Source organism: uncultured Sulfitobacter sp. (genome assembly GCF_964021855.1).
Lineage (GTDB): Bacteria > Pseudomonadota > Alphaproteobacteria > Rhodobacterales > Rhodobacteraceae > Sulfitobacter.
The window spans coordinates 452,915-479,830 of the sequence record NZ_CAXHZD010000003.1 but is presented as its reverse complement, the minus strand read 5'-3'; the positions used below and the strand labels follow the sequence as shown (position 1 = coordinate 479,830).

Below are 26,916 nucleotides of genomic sequence, written 5' to 3'. Positions count from 1 at the left end.
TTCAACACTAGAGGTATCTGCGACATGGCCAAAAATGACGATGACGTTCATTTTCCAGATCCTACCGGTGATAGCCAAAGTCATGATGAGAGCATTCGCATTGCACACCTCACGATGCTTCAAAGTGTCATTACTCGGATGGGCGCAAACTCTTTCACATTGAAGGCCCTCGCGGCCACCTTTGGCAGTGCAGCGATCGCAATAATGGCAAGTGTTGAAACGCCTTCGCCATTTTACCCGATCTCAGCCATGGTCCCGATGATAATTTTTTGGCTCATGGATGCACAGTACCTGCGTCTTGAGCGTGGTTACCGAAATCTCTTCGAACACGTGCGTAGAGGTGATAAAATTGACACATACAGCTTAGATGCCAGCCCATTTATGGCCGACGTCGTACCAGTTGTCCGGCTGGCTCTGACTTGGTCCGTTGCCTGGTTCTATATTGCTATTTTCTTGTCCTTCGGGATGATCGTTTTTCTAATTTTATGTGGAGATTTCAATGAGTGGTGTTTTTGGAGCCGTCCCGCGCCCGGTTGCCAAGCGTAGGGTCTTCTTCTCTTTTCATTATCAGAACGATGTTTGGCGCGTGAACCAAGTTCGCCAGTCTTGGCGCTATAATCATAATAATAGCCGCGAAGCCGAAGGCTTTTATGATGCAAGCATTTGGGAGCGGTCGAAGCTCACGGGCCCTGTTTCATTGAAGGGTCTAATCCGAAATGGAATGCAAAACACATCTGTCACCTGCGTTTTGGTTGGCTCAGAAACCTACGCGCGGCGGTGGGTGCGCTATGAGATGGCGCGTTCCGTGATCAAAGGAAACGGACTTCTTGGGGTCAGGGTCCATCTAATGCGTGATCGCAACGGATACGCTTCACCACAGGGGCCAAATCCTCTTGATTACATGGGCGTCTATTTGGCGAACGGAGTTGTGCGGATCGCGGAACACAGTGATGGGAAATGGATAAGGTATGCGGACTATACACAATCAGTGGACCTTCCGCCTACATGGCGAAAACCGCACGACAACAACGTGATTAAGCTCTCCAGCTATGCTGGTCTCTACTGTTATCGTTCTCAGAGAGGCAATGAAAATTTTTCGTCTTGGGTGCGGCAAGCTGCTGCTGATGTAGGTCGCTAGATATGATCAATCAATCGTCAATCAGAGCCTATGCAGGCCGAACTGAAGTGCGCAAGTCAGAGCGGATCGTAGAGGACGCTCGTCAGGCCGGAAAACAGACTGCATTCTTGTCGCATAGTCATAAGGACGCGGAACTGGCCAAGGGGCTTCAAGGGTTCCTTCAGGCCCAAGGTTGGAAGGTTTACATTGATTGGGAAGATACCTCGATGCCACCGAAACCCGATCGTGAGACCGCCCAGAAAATTAAAGATAGGATCAAACGACTCGACTGGTTTCTGTACCTTGCAACAGCAAATTCGGCTTCTAGCAGGTGGTGTCCCTGGGAGATAGGTTATGCAGATGGCGTAAAAGGAATTGACCGGATTGTCGTCATCCCGACACGCGACAGCGCAGGCCAAAATTACGGCAACGAGTATCTTGATCTCTATAAGCGCGTAACCACGGCCGATGTTGGCGGCTTTGGCGTCTTCGGTCCAAATAATCGCGGAACGCTTCTTGAGAATGTGACCAGATAAGCTTGCGGAAACGCTGTCTGCTTCAGCTTAAAATACGGGCTTCAAATACGGACACCTAGGGCGCGCAAAATGCGGGTGCCCTCGGCCAGTAGGATCAACTGGTCGGTTCTGACCAAAGGTCGATTATGACCGATGGTGTTCCTGACAGGGGCCAGGCGCTGCATCGAAACTTGAAAATCCTGCTTCGAGACAAAGAACTGTCTGAATGCTTCATTCCAGTTTTTACCTTCGATGATGATGTGCATAAGCTCCATGAAATCGGCATAGTAGAGTAGGGGGAAGGAATCCCCGCGCTGATCATGTTCCGCTGTCTTTCGATCCTGCCACTTCCTGCGAAGGTCGCCGTGAACCCGTCGCCGCAACCATGCCTCTCCCTCGATCCGGCGAAGCTCCGCCTCGATTAAGGCGCGAAGACGGTTCTCGACCTCGCCGAGAAGGCCAGCATGTTGCGGATCGTACTGCCCAACCTCGCCACCGTCCGACCTGACCGGGGCGACCGCCTCAAACCGCAGCTCGAAGCCCGCCGAAAACAGAACCTGCGGATATGCGTCTTGCGGGAAAGCCACAACTTCAGCGTTAAGGCCCGCGTCAATCTGTGCGGATTCCCGGTCTTCCGGGGACTGGCCCTCGTCAAAGGCAACTGGCTCGCCCAGTTCTTCCGCGAACACTTCTTGGCCTGCCGGATTGAACGGCTCCGCTCCACTGGAAATATCATGCAAACGAGCGATGCGGGCAAATCCGACCATAGAGACGCCAAGGTGATCCTCGATGGCCCAAGGATTCTGGAGCTGCGCCATTCTTCCCGCAAGCGAGGCCTGCCACGCCTCCATTTTCTGGAAGTGTTCCTGAAGAGGGCTGACAGCAGCAGCAGCAGCAAAGGAAAAACTCTGCAACTGCTCTGCCAGCGGGACAACTGCATGATGTGCTGCCGTCACGAGGCCCTTCAGATCAGCGTCGATACGTCGAAGTACGTCAACAGTTTCAGGGCGCATGATAGCGCTGTGCGCAGCAGCTATCGCCGCTGACGTTTTGGCCCAATGCTGTGACTTTGTGTAAGCCGCGAACGAAGTCTGTGCATCGACGAGCGATGTGGCCAGCCTCTGTAAATCCGCCTTTTGAAGTGCTTCGGTTGCCCGTAGAGCTGATGACTGTTCAAGCTGTTGAATAGCCTGCCGGACAGGGTCGCTCTCCATCTCCTTGATGAGCCTCTGCGTCGGGCTTCCGCTCTGCTCCAACATCCTTGCCGCCTGCATAGCTGGCGAGTTCTCAAGTTCCCGAAGCGCCTTCGTAGTTGCGCCGTTCTCCAATTGACGGATGACTTTCTGGAGCGGGGTTTCAGCCTGCTCTAGCGCCAGACGAAGTGCATCATTTTTGAACGGGTCACGGGCCATCAGACAGCATCTCTAATATCGCGGCCCAATGACCGCTGAAGCGTACTACCGTTTACACCCAAAATTTTAACTATACCAGAAAAGGTCTCGCTTCGCCTTGATGGTGGTCTTCGCGCGGGCAATCTCGCTGGCTTTAGCCGGCTCTCGCCTGCGGACTGCGGCTCCATTTACTAGCTGGATTTGGGGTCGCGGCGAATGTCTGCAATGGCAGACCGCGCTGTAGCATCCCAAACTAGCCGCGCACGGCAGCTAAGGGCCGAACACAACGCTTGGACATTGGAACTTTCTGCTGATCAGTCCCCAAGGCAGACTTGTGGGACTTATGGATATGTGGGTCTTCCCACAATTAAGACGGATAGCCTAGCCTTGAATTTCCCATAAGTGGACCTCCGGTTACTCATTTGGATTTTAGGTCAAAAATCCGAGTGCCTTAATATACGTGAGCCTTCCCCCATTACCCCCCGTGGCCCCCTCGTGATCCCTGGTTTATCGCCAAGGGGCTGGGGTGTTGCCGCCTCAGGTAGGATGGTATGGCATACCCCAGAGGCGTTGCTCAGCGGGGCTGTGAGGGGCGTGTGATGTGCTGTGGTGAGGCTAAGATGTGCTGGGGATTAGACCGCTGATCCCCTCATTTTTTCTATATTACAAAGGCCAGAAGTACATGATCGAAGGGATCGAAACACCTACGATAATGATCTCTAAGGGAAGCCCCATGCGCCAGTAGTCACCGAAGGAATACTGACCTGCGGATAGAATTAAGGTGTTGTTCTTATGCCCAATGGGCGTAAGGAACGCGCTCGATGCCGCGACGGCGACGGCCATCAGAAACGGATCGGGCGAGACACCTAAGGTCTGCGCCATCTGAATGCCAACAGGGGCGGCCACGATGGTCGTGGCCGTGTTGTTCAGCACATCTGACAAGGTCATCGTCACGATCATCAACACCGTTAATACGACCCATGCTGGAAACCCCTCGGTCAACCCCACCAAGGCACCAGCGATCAGCTCGGTTCCGCCGGATGTCTCAAGCGCGGCACCCAAGGGGATCATAGACCCCAGCAACACCACGACGGGCCATTCGATGTGGGTATAGAGCTCGGACAGGGGCACAATCTTGGCCAGCACATAGGCCACCACGACCAGCCCAAGGGCGACGGGCAGGTAGATCAACCCGAAACTGGCCGCCGTGACGGCGCCGCCAAACAACCCGATGGCCAGCCAGACTTTGCTGTTTTCCGTCACCGCAAGGCCGCGGTCGGCGAGGGGGAGCACGCCGAGCCATTCAACCACATGGGCCGCCGTGTCGCGCGGTACGAGCAAAAGCAGGATATCCCCCGCCCGCAGTTCGGTTTTGCGCAGCTGCGCGGTGATTTTTTTGCCTTGCCGTGAAATGCCCAGCAGCACCGATCGTTGCCGCCATGCCAGACCGACCGTTTGGGCCGACCGCCCGTTCAGGCGGGAATCGTTGGTGACGACGACCTCGATAATCTCGACCCCTTCACCGTCTGCGCGCAGCAAGTTATTGCGCGTGCTGTCCGCGACGAGCAAGTCCAAGGTGCTGCGAAATTCGTCTAGGGCATCTGGCGTTGCCTCAATCACCAAAGCGTCACCGGCTTGCAGCGCGACGTTGCGCGCCTGACCATACACGCGCCGGCCATCGCGGATCAGGCCCAGCATTGCCACGTCGGATTTATCCGCGGCCCCTTGCAGTTCTGCCAGACGTTTGCCGATCTGTTTGCTGCCCTTTGGCACTGTCAGCTCGGCGATATATTGGGAAAGGTCCTCGGGCTTGAGGGCGCTGTCATCGCGCGCGGGGATCATGCGCCAGCCGACCAAAGCGACAAAGGCCAGACCTGCAATTGCGGCGATCCCGCCCACGGGGGCGAAATCAAACATGCCAAAGGGCGCGCCCAGCGATTCCTGACGGATTGACGCGATAATGATGTTGGGCGGCGTCCCGATCAATGTGACCATCCCGCCCAGAATTGTCGCAAAGCTAAGCGGCATCAGGCTTAGCCCCGGATTGCGCCCCGCCTTGCGCGCGGTTTGTATGTCGACGGGCATCAGCAATGCCAGCGCTGCCACATTGTTCATAAAGGCGGATAAAACCCCACCGATCAGGCCCATCAACGTGATATGCGCGCCCAAGCTGCGCGACGCATCAACCATGGTGCGCGTGATCAGCAGCACCGCCCCCGACCGCACCAGCCCCGCCGAGACGACCAACACAAGCGCCACAATCAGCGTGGCAGGGTGGCCGAACCCGTCAAAGGCGTTTTTGCTGTCCACCACCCCCAGCACCACCGCGATCATCAATGCGGAAAAAGCCACCAGATCATAGCGAAAGCGCCCCCATAGCAGCATACCGAAGACGGCGGCGAATAGGGTGAACAGGATAATCTGGTCTTGGGTCATGGGGCGGGTCACTTAAATTGAGGTTTTCATCCAAGCCCTAGCAGTCGGAATGGGGGCTGTCTGCCCCCAAACCCCCGAGGATATTTCAAAGCCAGAGAAGTTGAGACGCGCAGATGCGCCGTGGCTTGTTCGTGGGCAAGCGCTGGCCTATAAGGCCACAGTTCCGGAATTACGCAGACGAGGTTACCATGGCAGGCCACTCAAAATGGGCAAACATCCAGCACCGTAAAGGGCGTCAGGATAAGTTGCGCGCGAAGGTGTTTTCGAAGATGTCGAAAGAGATCACCGTTGCCGCCAAAATGGGTGACCCCGACCCCGATAAAAACCCGCGTTTGCGTCTGGCGATCAAGGAAGCCAAATCGGTTTCCGTGCCCAAGGACGTGATCGACCGCGCGATCAAGAAATCCTCGGCGGGCGAGGGCGAAGATTACGAAGAAATCCGCTATGAGGGGTATGGCCCAAATGGTGTGGCTGTGATCGTCGAGGCGATGACCGACAACCGCAACCGCACAGCGTCGACGGTTCGGTCAACCTTTACCAAAAACGGTGGTAATCTGGGCGAAACCGGCAGCGTCGGCTTTATGTTCGACCGCAAGGGCGAGATCACCTATCCGGCGAGCGTGGGCGACGCGGACACAGTGATGATGGCCGCAATCGAGGCCGGTGCCGAGGACGTGGAAAGCACGGAAGAGGGCCATGTGATCTGGTGCCTTGATACCGATCTGAACGATGTTGCCACGGCGTTGGAAGCCGAGTTGGGAGAATCCGAGAGCACCAAGCTGGTGTGGCGCCCCACCACCACCACCGAGATGGATTTGGAAGGCATGGAAAAGCTGATGAAGCTGATTGATGCGCTGGAAGATGACGATGACGTGCAACGCGTCACCACAAATTTTGAAGCCTCGGACGAGGTGATGGAGCAGCTTTAAGCCGTCTTTCCAAAGTCAGCTTAGCGTTGAGACGTAAAAAAGCCGCCCTCCACTATCGGGGGCGGCTTTTTAGTAACCGGGTAATGCGTTTTTGGCGTTTAGCCGAACATCCGCGCCATGCTGAAAAATACACCGGGCTGGCGGGATTTTTCTGCTTTTGCTGCGGGCTTTTGCTGCGTGATGTTGGACAGCGCGCGTTTGACATCGTTCAAGCGCGTCAATGCTTTTGCACCGCCGGCGCTTGCCTGAACGCTAAGTATTTTGGCCTGCGTATGAAGCGCCGATTCAATAAGCGCTAATTCGCTTTGGCTGATTTCCAGCTTCTGTTTTTCGTCTGACATGACATCTTTCCTTAAATCCATTTTGGTCAGATAGGTATTGTTGTTGGGTTTCGCCAGAGGATACGCGCGAGATCACGAATTTGTTTCATGCGCATTCGCAAAAATCCGCCGTCAAGGGGTGCGGACCGGCTAAGTCGTGTTTCTGTTTGCGTTTTTCAGCTGCGATGCTAGGGGTATTTCTGTTTCAACGAGGGTCTGATGAACGCATTTTTACCTGGCTTTGCCCTGAGTTTGACTTTGATTTTGGCAATAGGGGCGCAAAACGCCTTTGTTTTGCGGCAAGGTTTACGCAAAAGCCACGTGTTTTGGGTGTGCCTGACCTGTGCTGTGTCGGATGCCGCGTTGATCGCGGCGGGCGTTGCGGGGTTCGGGGCCTTGGGGCAGGCGGTGCCCTGGTTCGAGCCGGTGATGCGCTATGGTGGTGCGGCGTTTCTGATCTGGTATGGCGCGCAAAATGCGCTTTCCGCCTGGCGCGGAGGAGAGGCGCTTGAGGCTGACGGGGCCGGCCCGCTGACCTTGCGCCGGACGCTGTTGACGTTGCTGGGGCTGACCTGGCTGAACCCGCATGTATATCTTGATACGGTGGTTTTGCTGGGATCAATCTCGGCGCAATATGACAACCGGCTGGCCTTCGGGGTCGGGGCCGTCATGGCCAGCTTCGTGTTCTTCTTTAGTCTGGGGTACGGCGCGCGCTTGCTAAGCCCGCTTTTTGCACGGCCGCGCAGTTGGCAGATCCTTGACGGATTGATCGCGCTGACGATGTGGGCGATTGCGGCCAAGTTGCTGCTGATGTGATCTTGTGATTGCCGCGCGGTTGGGGAATGAAGGACGCATGAGTACCAAACCCCCACAACGCCCCGTCATCGGCATCTTTTGGATGGTTGTCACCGGATTGCTGTTCATCTGCGTCACGGCACTGGTGAAATACATGGGGCCACGGCTGCCCGCCGCCGAGGCGGCATTTATCAGATATGGTTTTGGTCTGGTGTTTTTGCTGCCTGCCATCGGTGCCTTGCGGGCCGCGCATTTGACCCGTCGCCAATGGGCGTTGTTCAGTGTGCGGGGCGGGTTACACGGGATCGGCGTGATTTTGTGGTTTTTTGCGATGACCCGCATTTCCATCGCCGAAGTCACCGCCATGAATTATCTGGCACCGATTTATGTGACCATTGGTGCGGCGCTGTTTCTGGGGGAGAAACTGGCGCTGCGGCGGATGATTGCGGTTGTCCTTGGCTTGGTCGGTGCCGTCATTATCCTGCGTCCCGGATTTCGCGAGCTTGCGATGGGGCATTACGCGATGTTGATCGCGGCGGTGGTGTTCGGCGGGGCGTATTTGCTGGCCAAAGTGTTGGCGGACGAGGTTAAGCCATCGGTCGTGGTGGCGATGATGTCGTTGTTTGTCACGCTGATGCTGGCCCCTTTCGCGCTGCCCGTCTGGATCGCGCCCACATGGCAAGAGCTGGGTATTCTGGCCGCAGTGGCCTGCTTTGCGACGGCGGGCCATTACACGATGACATTAGCCTTTGCTGCCGCGCCGCTGACGGTGACCCAACCGGTGACGTTTTTGCAGTTGGTCTGGGCCACAGCCCTAGGCGCGTTGGTCTTTGCTGAACCGATTGATATCTGGGTGATCATCGGTGGCTTGGTGATCTTGGGGTCTGTGACCTTTATCACCTGGCGCGAGGCGATGTTGAACCGGCAGATCACCCCGGCCAGCCCCGCGACCAAGCTGTAAGCGACGCGAAAATCTGCGCGCCAGAAGGCCCGCGAGGTCAGTTATTATTGACTAGCGGGTCAATAACCCTACATCTGTTCCAAGCACCGGAATCACACCGACCGGAAACGTTGAGGAACGACAATGCCCAAGCTTGGAATGGAACCGATACGCCGCGATGCGCTGGTCAAGGCGACGATTGCCGAAATCGGGGCCGCGCAGTCGCTGGATGTGACGGTTGATCAGATCGCCCGCCGCGCCGGAATGTCCAAGGCGCTGGCGCATCATTATTTCGGCGGCAAAGATCAGATTTTCCTCGCAGCGATGCGCTATATCCTGTCGGAGTATTCGGCCGAGGTGCGCCGCGAACTGCGCAAGGCCAAAACGCCAGCGGCCCGGGCTGAGGCGATTATCAGGGCCAGCTTCGACGAAAGCTTTTTTGATCCGGCGACGGTCAGCGCGTGGATGACGCTGTATGGGTCGTCGCGCACCAATGTTGAAACTTATCGTTTGTTGATCGTCTATCAGGCGCGGCTGCGGTCAAACCTGACCCACGCTTTGCGCCCGATTTCAGCGCAGCCCGAACAAGACGCCGAAACCCTCGCTGCGTTGATCGACGGGCTGTATCTGCGCGCCGCCCTGTCTGACACAGGCAGCGCGCCTGCTGCCTGCGCGCAAGCGCTGTCCCTTTTGAACATTCTGATCGGAAGCAAACCATGACCAAGCCGAATATCCTGATCCTGATGGTTGACCAGTTGAACGGCACATTGTTTCCTGATGGCCCAGTCGATTGGCTGCATGCGCCGAACCTCAAGAAACTGGCGGCGCGGTCGACGCGGTTCAAGAACGCCTATACCGCCAGCCCGCTGTGCGCGCCGGGCCGGGCGGCGTTTATGTCAGGCCAATTGCCAAGCGCCACGGGCGTCTATGACAACGCGGCTGAATTTCCGTCGAGCGTGCCCACCTATGCGCACCACCTGCGCCGCGCGGGCTATCAAACTTGTCTTTCGGGCAAGATGCATTTCGTCGGCCCCGATCAGTTGCACGGGTTCGAGGAACGGTTAACCACCGACATTTACCCTGCCGATTTCGGGTGGACGCCGGATTACCGCAAACCCGGCGAACGCATCGATTGGTGGTATCACAACATGGGGTCGGTGACCGGCGCAGGCGTGGCCGAAATCAGCAACCAGATGGAATATGACGATGCCGTCGCGTTCGAGGCGACGCGCAAGCTGTATGATTTGTCGCGCGGCCTTGATGACCGCCCGTGGTGCATGACGGTCAGCTTTACCCACCCGCATGACCCTTACGTGGCGCGCAAGAAATACTGGGATCTGTACAATGACTGCGAGCACCTGATGCCGCAGGTCGGTGATCTTGGCTATGACGCGCAAGACGCCCATTCCAAACGCATATTCGATGCGAACGACTGGCGCAGCTTTGACATCACCGAGGATAATATCAAACGGTCCCGCCAAGCGTATTTCGCGAACATCAGCTATCTTGACGACAAAATCGGCGAGATTTTGCAAACGCTTGAGGATACCCGCCAGGAGGCGATTATTGTCTTTGTCTCAGACCATGGCGATATGCTGGGCGAACGTGGGTTGTGGTTCAAGATGAGTTTTTACGAAGGCTCGTCCCGCGTGCCGATGATGATCGCGGCCCCGCAGATGGAACCCGGTTTGAACGAAACCCCCGTCAGTAATATCGACGTCTGTCCGACCCTTTGCGATCTGGCGGGTGTGTCGATCGACGAGGTGATGGAATGGACCACGGGCCAGTCGCTGGTGCCCATGGGGCAGGGGGTAGAACGCACCGAACCTGTCGCCATGGAATACGCCGCCGAGGGATCTTATGCCCCGATGGTATCGCTGCGTTATGGCAAGTGGAAATACAACCGCTGCGCGCTGGACCCTGATCAACTGTTTGATCTGGACGCCGACCCGCACGAGCTGACCAATCTGGCCGAAGTGCCTGCCCACCAAGGGACGCGCCAAACCCTGCGCGCCAAGGCCGACGCCCGCTGGGATCTGGATGCCTTTGACGCCGATGTGCGCAAAAGCCAGGCCCGCCGCTGGGTGGTCTACGAGGCTTTGCGCAAGGGCGGCTATTACCCTTGGGATTACCAGCCCCTGCGCAATGCGTCCGAACAATACATGCGCAACCATATGGACCTAAACGTGCTAGAAGATAACAAACGCTTCCCGCGCGGCGAATAGACATCCACCGCAATTGAAATCCACCGACCAGACCGGCACCGAAAAGCGAGAATCCTATGCAAACCCAACCAACCGCCAGCCACTTTATCAACGGCGCTTATGTCGAAGACACCAATGGCACGCCCATTGACGTGATCTATCCCGCCACCGGCGAAAAGATCGCAACCGTCTATGCGGCCACGCCCGCGATTATCGAACAGGCGCTTACCGCTGCCCGCGACGCCCAAGCCGCATGGGGTGCCATGACCGGGACAGAGCGGGGCCGCATCCTGCGCCGTGCCGCTGATATCATGCGCGAACGCAATCACGACCTGTCTGTGCTAGAGACCTATGACACCGGCAAACCCTATCAGGAAACATCGGTTGCCGATGCCACCAGCGGTGCCGATGCGCTGGAATATTTCGGCGGTATGGCCGCGACGCTGACAGGCGAACACATCCAGCTTGGTGAAGACTGGGTTTATACCCGACGCGAACCGTTGGGCGTCTGTGTCGGCATCGGCGCGTGGAACTATCCCACGCAAATCGCCTGCTGGAAGGGTGCGCCCGCGCTGGCTTGCGGCAATTCGATCATCTTTAAACCGTCCGAAACCACGCCGCTATCTGCGCTAAAAGTGGCCGAGATTTTGGTCGAAGCGGGTTTGCCCGCAGGTTTGTACAACGTTGTGCAAGGCATGGGCGAAGTAGGTGCCGCATTGGTCACCGACCCGCGCGTCGACAAGGTATCGCTGACCGGATCGGTGCCCACGGGCCGCAAGGTCTATGCCGCCGCAGCCGACGGGATGAAGCACGTCACGATGGAACTGGGCGGTAAATCCCCGATCATCGTGTTCGAAGACGCCGATATCGAAAACGCGGTCAGCGGTGCGATTGTGGGCAACTTCTACAGCTCCGGTCAGGTCTGTTCAAACGGCACACGTGTGTTCGTACATACCGACATTAAAGAGGCGTTTCTGAAACGTCTTGCCGAACGTCTGGACAATGCGGTGATCGGCGATCCGATGGACCCCGACACCAGCTTTGGCCCGATGGTGTCAAAACGTCAGCTGGATATCGTGCTGGGCTATATCGACAAGGGCGAGGCCGAAGGGGCGCGTCTGGTCTATGGCGGCAATGCGATTGATGGCAAAGGTTTCTATATGGAGCCGACCGTCTTTGCCGATGTCACCGACGACATGACCATCGCCCGCGAAGAGATTTTTGGCCCGGTCATGTCCGTGCTGGATTTCACCGACGAAGACGACGTGATGGCCCGTGCCAATGACACCGAATTTGGTTTGGCCGCTGGCGTGTTCACCCGTGATCTGTCCCGCGCGCACCGCGTTGCGGCGAATTTTCAGGCGGGCACCTGCTATATCAACACCTATAACGACGCGCCCGTAGAGGCCCCGTTTGGCGGGATGAAGAATTCAGGCGTTGGCCGTGAAAACTCCAAGGCGGCGATCGAACACTACAGCCAGTTGAAATCCGTCTATGTGCGCATGGGCGATATGGAGGCACCTTTCTGATGGTCGGACTACCAGAGCCAGAAGCGCAACAGCCGCGCATGAACCGTGTTGATATCCTGAAATGGGTCGCGACAGTCGTCCAGTTGGTTGGCTACGGGCTGACAGGGATGGGGCTGCAACCGTGGAACGTGTTCGCATTCTTTGCGGGCATCGTTTTGTGGTTTGCGGTTGGTGTGATGTGGAAAGATCGCGCGATTATGGTGGTGCATGTCGGTGCATTCCTGTCGCTGCTGATCGGTTATGTGAGCGCGAATTAATGCAAGCTGAATTTATTATTGTTGGCGCAGGCAGCGCCGGATGCGCGATGGCGTATCGTTTGGCCAAGGCCGGGCGCAAGGTGTTGGTGATCGAACACGGCGGCACCGATGCGGGGCCGTTCATCCAGATGCCTGCCGCCCTGTCCTATCCGATGAACATGAAAACCTATGACTGGGGTTTTTCATCCGAACCCGAACCGCATTTGGGCAACCGCCGTCTGGCAACCCCGCGCGGCAAGGTGATTGGCGGATCATCGTCGATCAACGGCATGGTTTATGTGCGTGGCCACGCCGAGGATTATAACCACTGGGCCGAACAGGGGGCCGATGGCTGGGGCTTTGCCGATGTGCTGCCCTATTTCAAACGGATGGAGCATTGGCATGACGGCGGTCATGGCGGCGACACGGAATGGCGCGGCAAAGACGGCCCGCTGCACGTGTCACGTGGCCCGCGCAAAAACCCGCTGTTCAAGGCGTTTGTCGAGGCTGGCAAACAGGCCGGCTACGAGGCCACCGAAGACTATAACGGCGAAAAGCAAGAGGGCTTTGGCCCGATGGAGCAGACGGTTTATGGCGGGCGGCGCTGGTCCGCGGCCAACGCCTATCTGCGCCCCGCGCAAAAGACCGGCAATGTCGAGGTGGTCCGCGCCCTTGCACAACGTGTGGTGATCGAAGATGGCCGCGCCGTTGGTGTCGAAGTGCTGCGTGGCGGCAAGACCGAGGTGCTGCGCGCAAGTGGCGAGGTGATCCTTGCCGCGTCCTCGATCAACTCGCCCAAGCTGTTGTTGCTGTCTGGCATTGGACCAGCCGCACATCTGGCAGAACACGGCATCGACGTGGTCGCAGATCGCGCCGGTGTGGGCCAAAACCTGCAGGACCATCTTGAACTGTACATCCAGATGGCGGCAAGCCAGCCGATCACCCTCTACAAACATTGGAACCTCGTTTCCAAAGCCGTCATCGGCGCGCAATGGCTGTTCACGAAAACCGGTCTGGGCGCGTCAAATCAGTTTGAATCAGCGGCGTTCATCCGGTCCAAACCGGGGATCAAATACCCTGACATACAGTACCACTTTCTGCCCATTGCCGTGCGCTATGATGGCAAGGCAGCGGCGGAAGGGCACGGGTTCCAAGCCCATGTCGGCCCGATGCGATCGACCTCGCGTGGGTCCGTCTCGCTGCGGTCGGGCGATCCTGCCGATACGCCGAAAATCGTGTTCAACTATATGTCGCAGGACCGCGATTGGGAGGAATTCCGCAATTGCATCCGCCTGACCCGCGAGATTTTTGCCCAAGACGCGTTCAAACCGTTCGTGAAAAGCGAAATTCAGCCCGGTGCCGATGTGCAAACAGATGACGAGCTGGACGCCTTTATCCGCGAACACGCCGAAAGCGCCTATCACCCTTGTGGTACCTGCCGGATGGGGCGTGCGGATGACCCCGATGCGGTTGTTGACCCCCAAGGTCGGGTGATCGGGGTCGAGGGCTTGCGCGTTGCGGACAGCTCGATTTTCCCACGGATCACCAACGGCAATCTGAACGGGCCGTCGATCATGGTGGGTGAGAAGATGTCTGATCATATCTTGGGGATCGATCCATTGGCCGCTGCGAATGATGAACCGTGGATTAACCCGAATTGGGAAACATCGCAGCGCTAAGTCGCGTCGGGATATTAAAAGTTAACCCGAATTAACAAATGCCATTGATTGGGGCCGTCAAACGCTCCAGTCATGGCGCATGTTAAAACTTTGTTCACTTTTGTGCCTCGTGCTCAGCACGGCCATTTTCAGCGCCCCTGCTCAGGCAGCGGGCAAACGCGTCACCGGCACCATTCAGGTCATTGACGGCGACACATTTGATGTGGGCGGTACGCGGGTGCGTCTGTTCGGCATCGATGCGCCCGAGGGCGATCAAACCTGCACCGATGCGCGCGGCGATGAACTGCGCTGTGGCGCGTTTGTGACCACGCAGGTGCGCGATGCCTACCAAGGTAAGCGGGCGGTGTGCCGGCAGATTGATACGGATCGCTACGGGCGCAGTGTGGCGCGCTGCGTGGTAGGGGATGTGGATGTCGGGCAAACCCTTGTTGCTAGTGGGTTGGCCTTTGCCTTTGCCGAATACTCTCGCGATTATATCGCCGTGGAGAAAGCCGCGATCCGGGCAGGGCGCGGCATTCACGCTTATACGATGATCCGCCCGTCAGCATTCCGCGCCCAAAAACGCGCGGCTCAGGTTGCGACGGCTAAAACATCGGCGCAGGTGGGTCAAAACGGCTGCACGATCAAGGGGAATATCAGCGCCAAGGGCGTGCGCATTTTCCATGTGGCGGGGCAGCGCGACTATAAACGCACCGCGATCCGCACGGACAAAGGCGAACGTTGGTTCTGTTCAGCGAGCGAGGAGCGCGCGGCCGGATGGCGCGCTGCGCGGCGGTGATTATTCCACCTGATAGGGCAGCACGTCGCGCAAATCAGGATCGACCACCAACTGCCGTTCAAGCGGCGGAACAGACCGCTGGTGGCAGCCCTTACGCTCGCAAATCCGGCAGGAAATCCCGATAGGTTCAAAGGCCGATGCGCGGCTGGTGTCCATCCCGTCGGCATAGACCATGGCCGCCGCGTGGCGCACCTCGCAGCCCAGTGAAATCGCATAGCGCCGCACCGGCGCGCCGAACCGTCCGGCGGGTTTCGAGATGTCGCGCGCCAGTGAAATATAGCGCACCCCATCGGGGGTTTCGGCAAGCTGTCGCAAAAACCGCCCCGGTGTTTCGAACGCGCTATGCACATTCCACAGCGGGCAAGCGCCGCCAAACCGCGCAAATTGCAACCGCGTGGCCGAATGGCGCTTGGTGATCGTGCCCGCCTGATCGACGCGCACGAAAAAGAACGGGATACCCTTTGATCCGGGGCGTTGCAGCGTCGACAGACGGTGGGCGACCTGCTCAATCGATGCGCCAAATTGCCCCGCCAGAATTTCCAGATCATGACGGCATTCTTGGGCCTTAGCCAAAAACGTCTGGTAGGGCATCAGCGCCGCGCCCGCGAAATAGTTGGCGAGGCCAATTTTGGCGATGTCCCGCGCGGCACCGCTGTGAAACCGCGCCAGATCAAGCGTCGCCTCAAGCAAACTGTTCTGCCGCGTCATGGCGGTCTGGAACAGCAGCTGAAACAGCTGCGTCTCTTGCGGGGCACGTGACGAGATGTGCAAAACCCCCGCGTTCGGATCATAGCGGCGCAAGGCGGCCATATCGTCAAAGCTGACCTTGATACCCACTGCCGTCAGTGCCGCAATCGCCGTGGCCTTCAGCGTTTTCCCATCGCTGTTGGCACGGGCGAAATGTTCGGCGGCGCGGTCAACGGCATCAATATAGTTATCGCAGTAATGAAAGAAATCGCGCACTTCCTCCCATGGGCTGGGGGAGGCGCGGGCATCTTCGCGGCCCAATGCCTCGTCCAGATAGGCAAGGCGTTCGTGGGTCTGGCGATGGCTTTGGTGCAGCTTGATAAAGGCCCGCGCCAGCCCCGGCGCGTTTGATGCGGCAAGCTGAAGATCGGCCAGCGGCAGGGTGTCGCCCTCGAAGAGCGGGTCTGCTAAAATCTCGCGCATGTCACTGACCAAACGTTGGCTGTCACCGCTCGACAGTTCGGTCACGTCCATCCCAAACTCGGACGCAAGTGCCAGAACCACTGTCGTGCTGACAGGACGGTTGTTGTTCTCCATCTGGTTCAAATAGGGCAGGGACACGCCCAGCTTAGCGGCAAAATCCTTTTGCGTGCTGCCAATCTTGGTGCGCAATTCGCGCAGTTTCGCGCCAGCATAGAGTTTTTGTGTCGCCATCCGGATCAGGGCCTTTGCAAATTTGCAATTAAGCCTATGCTATCTTTGCAAAGTAGCGCCGACAAGGTCTGACGTCAGCGTATGCCGAGCATCTTCTCACGGCGGATCACAACCAAGATGGACGCAACCCCGGCAACAGCCGTCCCCAGCATGATCCACAACAGCGGATAGGCCCCGGTTTCTTTGCTCAGCAATGATCCGGCCAGAATGCTAAGCCCCGCACCGCCGCCAATCATCACCGCGCCACCCAGACCCGATGCCGTGCCTGCAAGATGCGGCCGCACGGACAGCAAGCCCGCCGTCGCATTGGGGATGCACAGCCCGTTGCCGAGCCCGACCAGCGTCATCATGCCAAAGAAGGATATGGGGCTGCCGTAGCCTGCAAGAAAGATCAGCATCGACACTGCACCGCCCACAGCATTGGCCAGACAGCCGCACAGCACCAGCGTGTTGACGCCCCATTTGGTGGCCGTGCGCGCGGTGATAAAGTTACCTATGAAATACCCGATGGCCGGTGCCCCGAAATACAGGCCAAGCTCGGCAGGCTCCATCCCAAAGACTTCGCTGCCCACAAACGGCGCGCCGCCCAGATAGGCAAAAAACGCGCCCGAACAGCAGGCCGCGGCCATTGAATAACCCCAGAACCGGGGTGATTTGAACAGCTCGGGGTATTCGCTGAATTGCTGGCGCATCGTCTTGCCCGACCGAACCGATGTTTCGCCCAGGTCGTACCATGTTTGTGCAAAGACGATCACGCCGACCAGGAACATGGCCCAAAAGGTCGCCTGCCAGCCGAATGCCTGATCCAACACGCCGCCGATTGCGGGCGTGATCATCGGCACCACGGCCATCCCCATGGTGACATATCCGATCATCGACGCGGCTTTGTCTTGGGTGAACATATCACGCACAACCGCGCGGCTTAGCACCATGCTGACGGCGATGATGGCCTGCGCACAGCGGCAAATCAGAAACACAAACGCCGTCGGTGCATAGATACAGCCAAGCGTGGCGATCATGTATATGACCAACCCCCACAGCAAGACGTTGCGCCGCCCCAGATTGTCGGACACGGGGCCAATGATCAGCTGCAAGCCGGCGCTGAACAGCAAATATAGGGGCACGGACAGCTGCATAACGCTATAGTCAGTATCGAAATACACGGCCATTGACGGCAGGCTGGGCAGGAACATGTTCATCGCCAGCGCACCGATGCCTGACAATAGGATCAGCGTGGAAATATGCGGAGGGCTGGTCTTGTCCAAAAAGCGGACAGCGTTTTCACTCTTCATGCAAATCAGTTATGCCTGTGGTCCGTTATTGTCTATGACCTTCCTCACAGTTTGCGTATTTGCAGTTTGCACAAGTGCGGCTGAATATACTTTGCAAATTTGCTAAAAGACGCTTTGGTTGTTTCGCTGCACTGGCTAGTATGGCGAAAATCTAAAAGAGGTGCGTCATGAAAGATATCCTGGAACAGCTGGAAGACCGTCGCGAAGAGGCCCGCCTGGGTGGTGGGCAAAAACGCATTGATGCGCAGCACGCCCGTGGCAAGCTAACGGCCCGCGAACGGATCGACCTGCTGCTTGATGAGGGATCGTTCGAAGAATTCGACATGTTCGTCACCCACCGCTGCACCGATTTCGGCATGCAGGCGCAAAAGCCTGCGGGCGACGGGGTTGTGACGGGGTGGGGCACCATCAATGGCCGTCTCGTCTATGTCTTCAGCCAGGATTTTACGGTTTTCGGTGGTTCCTTGTCCGAGGCGCATGCCCAGAAAATCTGCAAAATTCAGGATATGGCCATTCAGAACGGTGCCCCTGTGATCGGCATCAACGATTCCGGCGGTGCGCGTATTCAGGAAGGCGTGGCCAGCCTTGCCGGTTATGCCGAAGTGTTCCAGCGTAATATCGAAGCCTCCGGCGTGATCCCGCAGATTAGCGTGATCATGGGGCCATGTGCGGGCGGCGCGGTCTATTCCCCGGCGATGACCGACTTTATCTTTATGGTCAAAGACACGTCTTACATGTTCGTGACCGGCCCCGATGTGGTGAAAACCGTGACCAACGAACAGGTCACCGCCGAAGAGCTGGGCGGTGCCTCGACCCATACGCGCAAATCATCTGTCGCCGATGCGGCGTTTGAAAATGATGTTGAGGCTTTGGCCGAAGTACGCCGCTTGGTGGATTTCCTGCCCGCCAATAACCGCGAAAAACCACCCGTCCGCCCGTTCTTTGATGACCCGAACCGGATTGAATCCTCGCTCGACACGCTGGTGCCGGTGAACGCGAACACCCCCTACGATATGAAAGAGCTGATCCACAAGCTCGCGGACGAGGGTGATTTTTACGAAATCCAGGAAGATTTCGCCAAGAACATCCTGACCGGCTTTATCCGTATAGAAGGCCGCACTGTCGGTGTTGTGGCCAACCAGCCCATGGTGTTGGCCGGTTGTCTGGATATCGACAGCTCGCGCAAGGCGGCGCGCTTCGTGCGTTTCTGCGACGCGTTCGAAATCCCGATCCTGACCTTGGTTGACGTCCCCGGCTTTCTGCCCGGCACCAGCCAAGAATATGGCGGCGTGATCAAACACGGTGCGAAACTGCTCTTTGCTTACGGCGAGGCGACAGTGCCAATGGTGACCGTGATCACTCGCAAGGCTTACGGCGGTGCCTATGACGTTATGGCGTCCAAGCATCTGCAATCCGACTTCAACTATGCATGGCCCACCGCTGAAATCGCGGTGATGGGGGCCAAGGGTGCCACGGAAATCATCCACCGCGCCGATCTGAATGACCCCGAAAAAATCGCCAGCCACACCGCCGACTACGAAGAGCGCTTCGCGAACCCGTTTGTGGCAGCCGAACGCGGCTTTATCGACGAGGTCATCCAACCCAGCATGACACGCAAGCGTATCGCCCGCGCCTTTGCGTCGCTACGCAACAAGTCCAAAACGATGCCGTGGAAGAAACACGATAACATCCCGCTCTGACTTCTCTGGCTCTTAAATATCCTCGCCGAAGGCATAGAATCTTTGGCGCGACAGGAGAAACGCGTGAAACCGTTCGCTGATCATACACCAAACGCCCTGGCGGGGCAGGTGGCCAGATGAAACTGGTCGCTGCCCTTTTGCTTGCGGCGTCACCGCTACAGGCGCTTGATGTCCCCTCGGGGCAGCAGGTCGACCTGCAAGAGGTTCTGGTCGATCAGATGGGCGATGAGACATGGCTGCGGTTTCGGTTCATAGCGCCTGATATTGCCCGTGACGGCGGCACGATCACCTATAACGCGGCATCGCCTGACATGAAGGCGCTGTGCGACACGCTGGCTATCCCCTATGCCGCACAGTATGCGCTGACGGGCGACGTGATTGTGATTTCTTTGGCGGACAGGGCGGTTGAATTCGGTGCCGTAGACCCAAGCGTAACACAGTTTTTCGAAGCATATCGCCCCGAAAAGGGCATCTGCATCTGGGAGGCATTATGATGCAACCACAATATCTTGCGCAGCCATCTGCACGTACTGGCAGAACTGCGGCTTTGGCGACACATTTTCGCCGATTGAAAAGGGCCCCGTATGCAATGCGCGGCAACTGCGGTAATATCGCGCCAAGGAATACGCAGGTATCCCTTACCACAAAAGCGGGGTTTTATTGGCATGAGGCAGTGCCGGACCCTTTATGCAATCACAGGAGACTACGATGTCAAAGAGCATCACAATGTTGGCCGCATTCGGCCTTGTCGCAGCTGTTTCAGCATGCGCGCCCAAGCAGGAAGAATATGTTGTTGTCGCACCCGAGCCCATCTCGGTTGAGCCAGTATACACAGGCAAGTACAAGTAAAGCTTGCCGGGGGCAGGCGGTTGCGTCTGTCCCCACACCACCTGCTTTGATTTCACAACGCATGGTCCCTGCAGTCTGGGGGGCATCATGCTGAAACATCGCGGTTTTCCGGGGCGTATGCCCGGTTCGGACTATCAATTCACCATTCGTCGCGCCAACCCCAAAGGGGTGACGCCGCTGACCCGTCGCGAACGGCGCTCGGATCGTAAATCCGTGGACCGTCGCGCGGATACGGCGTTTATGGCGGCCCTGTGGGAGTCCTTTGGCACAGAGCCGTTCGAGCGCGGCAATCTGGACGCGGGCCGTTTGTCGTGGATGTTCGGCCGCGAGGTTGTCCCGGCCGAAGATCCCTTTGATCCCGCCGATTACGAGGCCTTGCTGGTGATCAATGAACCGCTTGCCCGTGCGGCTTTTCCCGACGCGTTCGAGGATTGAACAGATGCCAGCATGGATCACATCAGCGGATAACCGCCCCGTGGCCAGCGGGTTTTTGCCCTTTGCCGGGGTGGGGCTTGGTAAAGCTCTGGGTGCGGCGGAACCATTGATCTATCATCGCGTTAAGCCACGTATTCAAAACGTTGCATTGAGCAGATCAAAAGGACGCCCCCTATGCCTATCAAGAACATCATTCTCGCCCTCACAGCCTGTGCAGGCCTTGCCGCCTGCGGCGACAACCTTGGCGAACAAGCCCTTGGCGGTGGTGTCGTCGGTGCCGGCGCTGCGGCGCTTACCGGCGGTGGCTTGCTGCAAGGTGCGGCCATCGGTGCGGGCGCAAACGTGCTTGCCTGCCAATCCGGCGCAGTGCGCTGCAACTGATCTAAACGATGACACTCAACTGGATGACGCGGCCCGCGTAGGCCGCGCATCCCTATACGATAATTACGACCCCGCTCAGCCCATGCTGACGCGGGGTTTTTCCGTTTCCTCAAGACCCAAAGGGACAGCCCATGTTCAATAAGATCCTGATCGCCAACCGCGGCGAAATTGCCTGCCGTGTTATCAAGACCGCGAAAAAGATGGGCATCCAGACCGTCGCCATCTATTCCGACGCAGACGCCCAAGCGCTGCATGTTCAAATGGCGGACGAGGCGATCCACATCGGCCCACCTCCTGCGAACCAGTCCTATATTGTCATCGACAAGGTGATGGCCGCGATCAAGGAATCCGGCGCGCAAGCGATACACCCCGGCTATGGCTTTTTGTCCGAGAACTCGAAATTCGCCGAGGCGCTTGCCGCTGCGGGCGTTGCATTCATCGGCCCCCCAGTCGGCGCGATCGAGAAAATGGGCGACAAGATCACCTCGAAAAAGATCGCGCGAGAAGCGGGGGTTTCCACCGTACCCGGCTATATGGGCCTGATCGCTGACGCGGACGAAGCCGTTAAAATCTCGAACGAAGTTGGCTATCCTGTGATGCTCAAGGCGTCTGCGGGCGGCGGCGGCAAGGGCATGCGCATCGCATGGAACGACGAAGAGGCCCGCGAAGGTTTCCAGTCCTCCAAGAACGAAGCCGCCAACAGCTTTGGCGATGACCGTATCTTTATCGAGAAATTCGTAACCCAGCCGCGCCACATCGAAATTCAGGTGCTGTGCGACAGCCACGGCAACGGCATTTACCTAGGCGAACGCGAATGTTCGATCCAGCGCCGCAACCAGAAAGTTGTCGAAGAAGCGCCATCGCCATTTTTGGACGAAGCCACGCGCAAGGCCATGGGCGAACAGTCTGTCGCACTGGCCCAAGCGGTTGGCTATGCTTCCGCAGGGACCGTCGAATTCATCGTGGACGGCGACAAGAATTTCTACTTCCTCGAGATGAACACACGTTTGCAGGTGGAACATCCCGTGACCGAACTGATCACCGGCGTCGATCTGGTTGAACAGATGATCCGCGTGGCCAATGGCGAAAATCTGACGATCACCCAAGACGATGTGAAACTGACCGGTTGGGCCATCGAAAACCGCCTTTATGCCGAAGACCCGTATCGCGGCTTCCTGCCCTCCATCGGTCGTTTGACACGTTATCGCCCGCCGATGGAAATCGCCGCTGGCCCGCTGCTGAAAAATGACAAATGGCAAGGCGATGCGCCCAGTGGTGACATGGCCGTGCGCAATGATACCGGCGTTTATGAGGGCGGCGAGATCAGCATGTATTACGATCCGATGATCGCCAAGCTGTGTACATGGGCCCCAACCCGCGCCGAAGCGATTGAGGCAATGCGTGTCGCCCTAGATAGTTTCGAGGTCGAAGGCATCGGGCATAACCTGCCGTTCTTGTCCGCCGTGATGGATCACCCGATCTTTACTGCAGGCGACATGACGACCGCCTTTATCGAAGAGCAATATCCGGACGGCTTCCAAGGCGTTGAATTGCCCGAGGCCGAGCTGCGCCGCATCGCTGCGGCAACATCGGCCATGCACCGTGTTAGCGAAATCCGCCGCACCCGCGTGTCGGGCCGGATGGACAACCACGAACGCAAGGTTGGCACCGCGTGGAATGTCGCCATTCAGGGGCAATCCTATGACGTGGATATTGCCGCCGACCATGAAGGGGCGACCGTGACTTTCGAGGATGGGCATGAAATGCGCGTTGCGGGCGACTGGACGCCGGGCGACCATCTGGCGACGATGACCGTCGATAACGCACCGCTGATCTTTAAGGTCGGCAAAATCTCGGGCGGGTTCCGCATTCGGGCGCGGGGCGCTGACCTCAAGGTGCATGTGCGCAACCCGCGCCAGGCCGAACTGGCCCGCCTGATGCCTGAAAAGCTGCCGCCGGATACGTCCAAGCTGCTGCTCTGCCCGATGCCCGGTCTGGTCGTGAAGATCGACGTCGAAGTCGGTGACGAGGTTCAAGAAGGCCAGAACCTGTGCACCATCGAGGCGATGAAGATGGAAAACATCCTGCGCGCCGAGAAGAAGGGCACCGTATCAAAAATCAACGCAAGCGCAGGCGATAGTCTGGCCGTTGACGACGTCATTATCGAGTTTGAATAAAGCCAATGATTGCCAGCCCACGCATCAGCCCCGCCATTGGATCGGTGTCTTTCACCGCCCCGATTGGCGTGGCGCTGCGTGGTTTTAGGCCCGGCGTTCAGTCAAACAATTGGCGCGGCTGTTCCTTGGCATCGCGGATTTCGCGTTGCCGGATGGTCATCTTGTCGATGCTGCGCGTGATCTCGCGGACATCCCAAGGGCGCGGTTTACGCAGCTTGATGCCACCATCCTTGCCGACCAGCACCAACATAAACCCGCGCGGACGCATCTTTAGCCGCATGGCACTGCGCGCGGCAGGGTCCGTATCGGTCAGCACGATGACATCGCGTGCCAGCAAATCCTCTTGCTGGGCCATCAGTAATTCCATCTGCGAGATGTATGCAGGGTCGTCCGGACTGTCGGCAAAGACCAAAACTGGCCTTTTTTTCCAGTGGAATTCACTCAAATCTGCCATATCTGCCGGTGCAAACAGCACTGGGGCGGGTGGTTCTGTGGCGGATTGTGCAGCTGCAAAAGATGCAAACAATCCAACAAAAACAAGGGCTATCACTGATTTCATTTTCTCTCCTACTGCCTCTGATATAGGGGTTCTGCCCGAGATTGCGATGCGCAATTTATGGCAAACGGCTATTAAGCTTAACGAAACAGGTCATCGGACATGAATGGGGTGGTTTCCCTGAATGGATCGGTTGGGGCGGTTCCCTTGTTACGATTGGGCGAAAAGCTGATGGATATTATTTTGCATGTGGGCGCGCATAGAACGGCGACGACCAGCTTTCAACGGTATCTGAGGGATAATTCTGACGCGATTGCCGCATCCAAAACCGGTATTTGGGGGCCATTGCGCACCCGCAAGGGGCTGTTTTCAGGTATTTTTCCCGGCCCCAAGATGCAAAGGCGGTCACCCGAACGGGTAAAGGGCCGTGTCGCGTTACAACTCGCCCGGGCCCGTGAAAACGGGGTCGCGCGTTTGCTGGTGTCCGAGGAAAACATGATCGGATCGTCGCGCCATTGCGTGCGCACAGGGCTGCTTTTCCCCGCTGCGGGCGACCGGATGGCGCGGTACTGCGCCGCTTTTGATGGCAACATTACGCGAATTATACTTAACATACGGTCGCCCGAAACATGGTGGTCATCGGCGGCCGCTTACGCAATTTCGCGCGGTCACGGTGTGCCAAGCCCGTCAAAACTGGACAAGATCGCCACCTCGCCGCGCAGTTGGCGCGATGTAATCACCGATCTGGCCTGCGCCGTGCCGGACGCCGAAATCAAGGTCGCCACGTTCGAAGAATACGCGGGCCGCCCTGATGCCCTGCTGGCCGAGGCGACAGGCGTCGCGGCCCCCGTTGACCGTGATCATCACTGGCTGAACCGCGCGCCTGATCTGCCCGCGCTGCGCGCCATGCTGGCCGAGCGCGGCCAAGACCCTAACCTGCTGCCCGACGAAACGGGCCGCTGGAACCCGTTTAACGATGCGCAAGCAGCCGCTTTGCGTGAAACCTATTCCGATGATCTGTTCTGGCTGACTGCCGGGGCGGATGGTCTGGCCCAACTGACAGAAAATAGCGCCCGAGAAAGAGCAGGCACAAGCCAGCCGTCGGGCGACCCTAAAAAAGGACATCCCCATGACAGCCGACAAAGATATCTGGCGCAATCTGGCTGAGGCCGAGCTGCGCGGACGCCCCGTTGACGACCTCACCTGGCACACGCTGGAAGGCATCGACGTCAAACCGCTGTACACCGCCGAGGATACCGCCGGTCTGGACCACATGGGTGGCATCCCCGGGCAGGCCCCCTTTACCCGTGGTGTGAAGGCGACGATGTACGCGGGCCGCCCTTGGACGATCCGCCAATATGCGGGGTTCTCAACAGCCGAGGAATCCAACGCATTCTATCGCCGTGCTTTGGCCGCGGGTCAGCAGGGCGTTTCCGTGGCCTTCGATCTGGCCACCCACCGCGGCTATGACAGCGACCACCCCCGTGTTGAGGGCGACGTTGGCAAGGCTGGCGTGGCCATCGACAGTGTCGAGGATATGAAAATCCTGTTCGATGGCATCCCGCTCGACAAGGTGTCGGTGTCGATGACCATGAACGGCGCGGTAATCCCGATTTTGGCCAATTTCATCGTCGCGGGTGAAGAGCAGGGCCACGATAAATCGGTCCTGTCCGGCACCATTCAGAATGACATTCTGAAAGAGTTCATGGTGCGCAACACCTATATCTATCCGCCAGAACCCTCGATGAAGATCATCGGTGACATCATCGAATACACCTCTGACCACATGCCGAAATTTAACTCGATCTCGATCTCGGGCTATCACATGCAAGAGGCCGGTGCGAACCTTGTGCAGGAACTGGCGTTTACCTTGGCCGATGGCCGCGAATACGTGCGCACCGCCATTGCCGCTGGCATGGACGTGGATAAATTTGCGCCGCGCCTGAGCTTTTTCTTTTGCATCGGTATGAACTTCTTCATGGAGGCCGCCAAGCTGCGCGCCGCGCGTCTGCTGTGGTCGCGGATCATGGATGAATTCAAACCGCAAAACCCCAAATCCGCCATGCTGCGCACCCATTGCCAGACATCGGGCGTGTCGTTGCAGGAACAAGACCCCTATAACAACGTGATCCGCACCGCCTACGAGGCGATGTCGGCGGTGTTGGGCGGCACCCAATCGCTGCACACCAACGCGCTGGACGAGGCGATTGCCCTGCCGACCGAATTCTCGTCGCGTATCGCACGTAACACCCAGTTGATCCTGCAAGAAGAAACCGGCGTGACCAATGTAGTCGATCCACTGGCAGGCAGCTATTACGTGGAGAAATTGACCAGCGATCTGGCCGAGGCGGCTTGGAAGCTGATCGAAGAAGTTGAAGAGCTGGGCGGCATGACCAAGGCCGTGGCATCCGGTATGCCCAAACTGCGCATCGAAGAAGCAGCAGCCACACGTCAGGCCAAGATCGACCGGGGCACCGATGTGATCGTCGGCGTCAATAAATACCGCCGCGAGACTGAAGACGCGATTGATATCTTGGACGTCGATAACGTCGCGGTGCGCGACAGCCAGATCAAACGCCTTGAGACATTGCGCGCAAACCGGGACGAGGCCGCCTGCACAGCCGCGCTGACGGAATTGACCCGCCGCGCAAAAGAGGGCGGCAACCTGTTGGAAGGGGCCGTCGAAGCGGCCCGCGCCCGCGCCACAGTTGGAGAAATTAGCATGGCTATGGAAAGCGAATTCGGCCGCCACCGCGCCGAGGTGAAAACATTGGCTGGCGTCTATGGCGCGGCCTATGAGGGCGATAGCGGCTTTGCCGAAATCCAGAAGTCGGTCGAAGACTTTGCCGAGGCCGAGGGCCGTCGCCCACGTATGCTGGTCGTTAAGATGGGTCAAGACGGACATGACCGTGGTGCCAAGGTCATCGCGACCGCCTTTGCCGATATCGGGTTTGACGTGGACGTCGGCCCCTTGTTCCAGACCCCCGCCGAGGCCGCCCAAGACGCCGTAGACAACGACGTGCATGTCATTGGCATCTCGTCGCAGGCGGCGGGCCACAAGACCCTAGCGCCGCAATTGATCAAGGCGCTGAAGGACGCGGGGGCCGAGGATATTCTGGTCATCTGCGGCGGCGTGATCCCGCAGCAGGATTACAAGTTCCTGTATGACGCGGGGGTTAAAGCGATATTCGGGCCGGGCACAAATATCCCCAACGCGGCGCAGGATATTTTGAAGTTGATCCGCGAGGCGCGCGGTTAAGCCAACCTTTAAAGAATGAGGGGGCTGTCTGCCCCCTCAAACTCCCCCGAGGATTTA

At 57.9% G+C, this 26,916-nt stretch carries 26 protein-coding genes; 20 read left to right on the top strand and 6 right to left on the bottom strand.

Translation table 11 applies throughout. From position 1 onward, the window contains the following. The first annotated feature begins 24 nt into the window (after window positions 1-24). Genes AADJ11_RS12950 through AADJ11_RS12940 form a run of 3 tightly spaced genes read left to right on the top strand, consistent with a single transcriptional unit; the run spans window position 25 to window position 1,653 of the window. A complete protein-coding gene (locus AADJ11_RS12950; protein ID WP_341234923.1) occupies window positions 25-546 on the top strand; it encodes a hypothetical protein in 522 nt (173 codons plus the stop codon). Further along, window positions 500-1,138, top strand: a complete 639-nt coding sequence (locus AADJ11_RS12945; protein WP_341234922.1) for a TIR domain-containing protein — start codon at window positions 500-502, stop codon at window positions 1,136-1,138. Before AADJ11_RS12950 ends, AADJ11_RS12945 begins: the two co-directional genes overlap by 47 nt. A 2-nt stretch (window positions 1,139-1,140) precedes the next feature. Next, a complete protein-coding gene (locus AADJ11_RS12940) occupies window positions 1,141-1,653 on the top strand; it encodes a toll/interleukin-1 receptor domain-containing protein (protein ID WP_341234921.1) in 513 nt (170 codons plus the stop codon). Between the two features lie 41 nt (window positions 1,654-1,694). Here the strand turns inward: AADJ11_RS12940 and AADJ11_RS12935 are convergent, their stop codons facing one another. After that, window positions 1,695-3,044, bottom strand: a complete 1,350-nt coding sequence (locus AADJ11_RS12935; protein ID WP_341234920.1) for a Swt1 family HEPN domain-containing protein — start codon at window positions 3,042-3,044, stop codon at window positions 1,695-1,697. Window positions 3,045-3,686: 642 nt separating this feature from the next. Further along, entirely contained in the window at window positions 3,687-5,459 is a 1,773-nt protein-coding gene (locus tag AADJ11_RS12930; protein ID WP_341234919.1) for an SLC13 family permease, read from the bottom strand. A gap of 188 nt (window positions 5,460-5,647) precedes the next feature. Here AADJ11_RS12930 and AADJ11_RS12925 point away from each other — a divergent pair, with 188 nt between their 5' ends. Beyond that, the gene (locus AADJ11_RS12925; protein WP_341234918.1) at window positions 5,648-6,388 is read left to right on the top strand and encodes a YebC/PmpR family DNA-binding transcriptional regulator; all 741 of its coding nucleotides are present in this window, start codon (window positions 5,648-5,650) and stop codon (window positions 6,386-6,388) included. A 98-nt stretch (window positions 6,389-6,486) separates the two neighbouring features. Here AADJ11_RS12925 and AADJ11_RS12920 read toward each other — a convergent pair whose 3' ends face one another. Continuing rightward, window positions 6,487-6,729, bottom strand: a complete 243-nt coding sequence (locus AADJ11_RS12920) for a hypothetical protein (protein ID WP_341234917.1) — start codon at window positions 6,727-6,729, stop codon at window positions 6,487-6,489. A gap of 198 nt (window positions 6,730-6,927) precedes the next feature. On the opposite strand from AADJ11_RS12920, the gene AADJ11_RS12915 reads away from it, so the two are divergent. The 8 genes from AADJ11_RS12915 to AADJ11_RS12880 all read left to right on the top strand — a co-directional run bounded on the left by AADJ11_RS12915 (window position 6,928) and on the right by AADJ11_RS12880 (window position 14,869). Then, entirely contained in the window at window positions 6,928-7,524 is a 597-nt protein-coding gene (locus AADJ11_RS12915; RefSeq protein ID WP_341234916.1) for a LysE/ArgO family amino acid transporter, read from the top strand. A 37-nt stretch (window positions 7,525-7,561) separates the two neighbouring features. Beyond that, window positions 7,562-8,464 (top strand): DMT family transporter, encoded by a 903-nt coding sequence (locus AADJ11_RS12910; RefSeq protein ID WP_341234915.1) that lies wholly within the window; start codon window positions 7,562-7,564, stop codon window positions 8,462-8,464. A 123-nt stretch (window positions 8,465-8,587) separates the two neighbouring features. Next, window positions 8,588-9,163, top strand: a complete 576-nt coding sequence (gene betI, locus AADJ11_RS12905; protein WP_341234914.1) for a transcriptional regulator BetI — start codon at window positions 8,588-8,590, stop codon at window positions 9,161-9,163. Then, on the top strand, window positions 9,160-10,668 hold the full coding sequence (gene betC, locus AADJ11_RS12900) for a choline-sulfatase (protein ID WP_341234913.1): 1,509 nt from the start codon (window positions 9,160-9,162) through the stop codon (window positions 10,666-10,668). Before betI ends, betC begins: the two co-directional genes overlap by 4 nt. A 56-nt stretch (window positions 10,669-10,724) precedes the next feature. After that, window positions 10,725-12,176, top strand: coding sequence for a betaine-aldehyde dehydrogenase (gene betB / locus AADJ11_RS12895; RefSeq protein WP_341234912.1), 1,452 nt, complete (start codon window positions 10,725-10,727; stop codon window positions 12,174-12,176). Then, on the top strand, window positions 12,176-12,433 hold the full coding sequence (locus AADJ11_RS12890) for a DUF6552 family protein (RefSeq protein WP_341234911.1): 258 nt from the start codon (window positions 12,176-12,178) through the stop codon (window positions 12,431-12,433). Before betB ends, AADJ11_RS12890 begins: the two co-directional genes overlap by 1 nt. Next, a complete protein-coding gene (betA, locus tag AADJ11_RS12885) occupies window positions 12,433-14,091 on the top strand; it encodes a choline dehydrogenase (protein ID WP_341234910.1) in 1,659 nt (552 codons plus the stop codon). The genes AADJ11_RS12890 and betA overlap by 1 nt, the downstream gene beginning before the upstream one ends. A gap of 79 nt (window positions 14,092-14,170) precedes the next feature. Beyond that, on the top strand, window positions 14,171-14,869 hold the full coding sequence (locus AADJ11_RS12880; protein ID WP_341234909.1) for a thermonuclease family protein: 699 nt from the start codon (window positions 14,171-14,173) through the stop codon (window positions 14,867-14,869). Here AADJ11_RS12880 and AADJ11_RS12875 read toward each other — a convergent pair whose 3' ends face one another. Both AADJ11_RS12875 and AADJ11_RS12870 read right to left on the bottom strand, forming a co-directional pair. After that, window positions 14,870-16,270, bottom strand: a complete 1,401-nt coding sequence (locus tag AADJ11_RS12875) for a short-chain fatty acyl-CoA regulator family protein (RefSeq protein ID WP_341234908.1) — start codon at window positions 16,268-16,270, stop codon at window positions 14,870-14,872. A 74-nt stretch (window positions 16,271-16,344) separates the two neighbouring features. Then, entirely contained in the window at window positions 16,345-17,562 is a 1,218-nt protein-coding gene (locus AADJ11_RS12870; protein ID WP_341234907.1) for a multidrug effflux MFS transporter, read from the bottom strand. 167 nt (window positions 17,563-17,729) lie between these two features. Between AADJ11_RS12870 and AADJ11_RS12865 the strand changes: the two genes are divergently transcribed. The 6 genes from AADJ11_RS12865 to AADJ11_RS12840 all read left to right on the top strand — a co-directional run bounded on the left by AADJ11_RS12865 (window position 17,730) and on the right by AADJ11_RS12840 (window position 23,104). Beyond that, window positions 17,730-19,262, top strand: coding sequence for an acyl-CoA carboxylase subunit beta (locus AADJ11_RS12865; RefSeq protein ID WP_341234906.1), 1,533 nt, complete (start codon window positions 17,730-17,732; stop codon window positions 19,260-19,262). A 116-nt stretch (window positions 19,263-19,378) separates the two neighbouring features. Next, window positions 19,379-19,756 carry a DUF6497 family protein gene (locus tag AADJ11_RS12860; RefSeq protein ID WP_341234905.1) on the top strand — a complete coding sequence of 126 codons (378 nt, stop codon included), beginning with the start codon at window positions 19,379-19,381 and terminating at the stop codon, window positions 19,754-19,756. A gap of 214 nt (window positions 19,757-19,970) precedes the next feature. Next, window positions 19,971-20,111: a hypothetical protein gene (locus AADJ11_RS12855; RefSeq protein WP_175498451.1), complete on the top strand. Its 141-nt coding sequence runs from the start codon at window positions 19,971-19,973 to the stop codon at window positions 20,109-20,111. A gap of 87 nt (window positions 20,112-20,198) precedes the next feature. Further along, window positions 20,199-20,546 (top strand): hypothetical protein, encoded by a 348-nt coding sequence (locus AADJ11_RS12850; protein WP_341234904.1) that lies wholly within the window; start codon window positions 20,199-20,201, stop codon window positions 20,544-20,546. Between the two features lie 174 nt (window positions 20,547-20,720). Beyond that, window positions 20,721-20,927 carry a hypothetical protein gene (locus tag AADJ11_RS12845; RefSeq protein ID WP_219580814.1) on the top strand — a complete coding sequence of 69 codons (207 nt, stop codon included), beginning with the start codon at window positions 20,721-20,723 and terminating at the stop codon, window positions 20,925-20,927. A gap of 131 nt (window positions 20,928-21,058) precedes the next feature. Next, entirely contained in the window at window positions 21,059-23,104 is a 2,046-nt protein-coding gene (locus AADJ11_RS12840) for an acetyl/propionyl/methylcrotonyl-CoA carboxylase subunit alpha (protein WP_341234903.1), read from the top strand. A 97-nt stretch (window positions 23,105-23,201) separates the two neighbouring features. On the opposite strand, the gene AADJ11_RS12835 is transcribed toward AADJ11_RS12840, so the two are convergent. Continuing rightward, window positions 23,202-23,663, bottom strand: a complete 462-nt coding sequence (locus AADJ11_RS12835; protein WP_341234902.1) for a DUF4174 domain-containing protein — start codon at window positions 23,661-23,663, stop codon at window positions 23,202-23,204. A 168-nt stretch (window positions 23,664-23,831) separates the two neighbouring features. Between AADJ11_RS12835 and AADJ11_RS12830 the strand changes: the two genes are divergently transcribed. Together AADJ11_RS12830 and scpA are read left to right on the top strand one after the other, a co-directional pair. Next, window positions 23,832-24,767 (top strand): hypothetical protein, encoded by a 936-nt coding sequence (locus AADJ11_RS12830; protein WP_341234901.1) that lies wholly within the window; start codon window positions 23,832-23,834, stop codon window positions 24,765-24,767. Next, the gene (scpA, locus tag AADJ11_RS12825) at window positions 24,730-26,859 is read left to right on the top strand and encodes a methylmalonyl-CoA mutase (RefSeq protein WP_341234900.1); all 2,130 of its coding nucleotides are present in this window, start codon (window positions 24,730-24,732) and stop codon (window positions 26,857-26,859) included. Before AADJ11_RS12830 ends, scpA begins: the two co-directional genes overlap by 38 nt. Window positions 26,860-26,916: the final 57 nt, after the last annotated feature.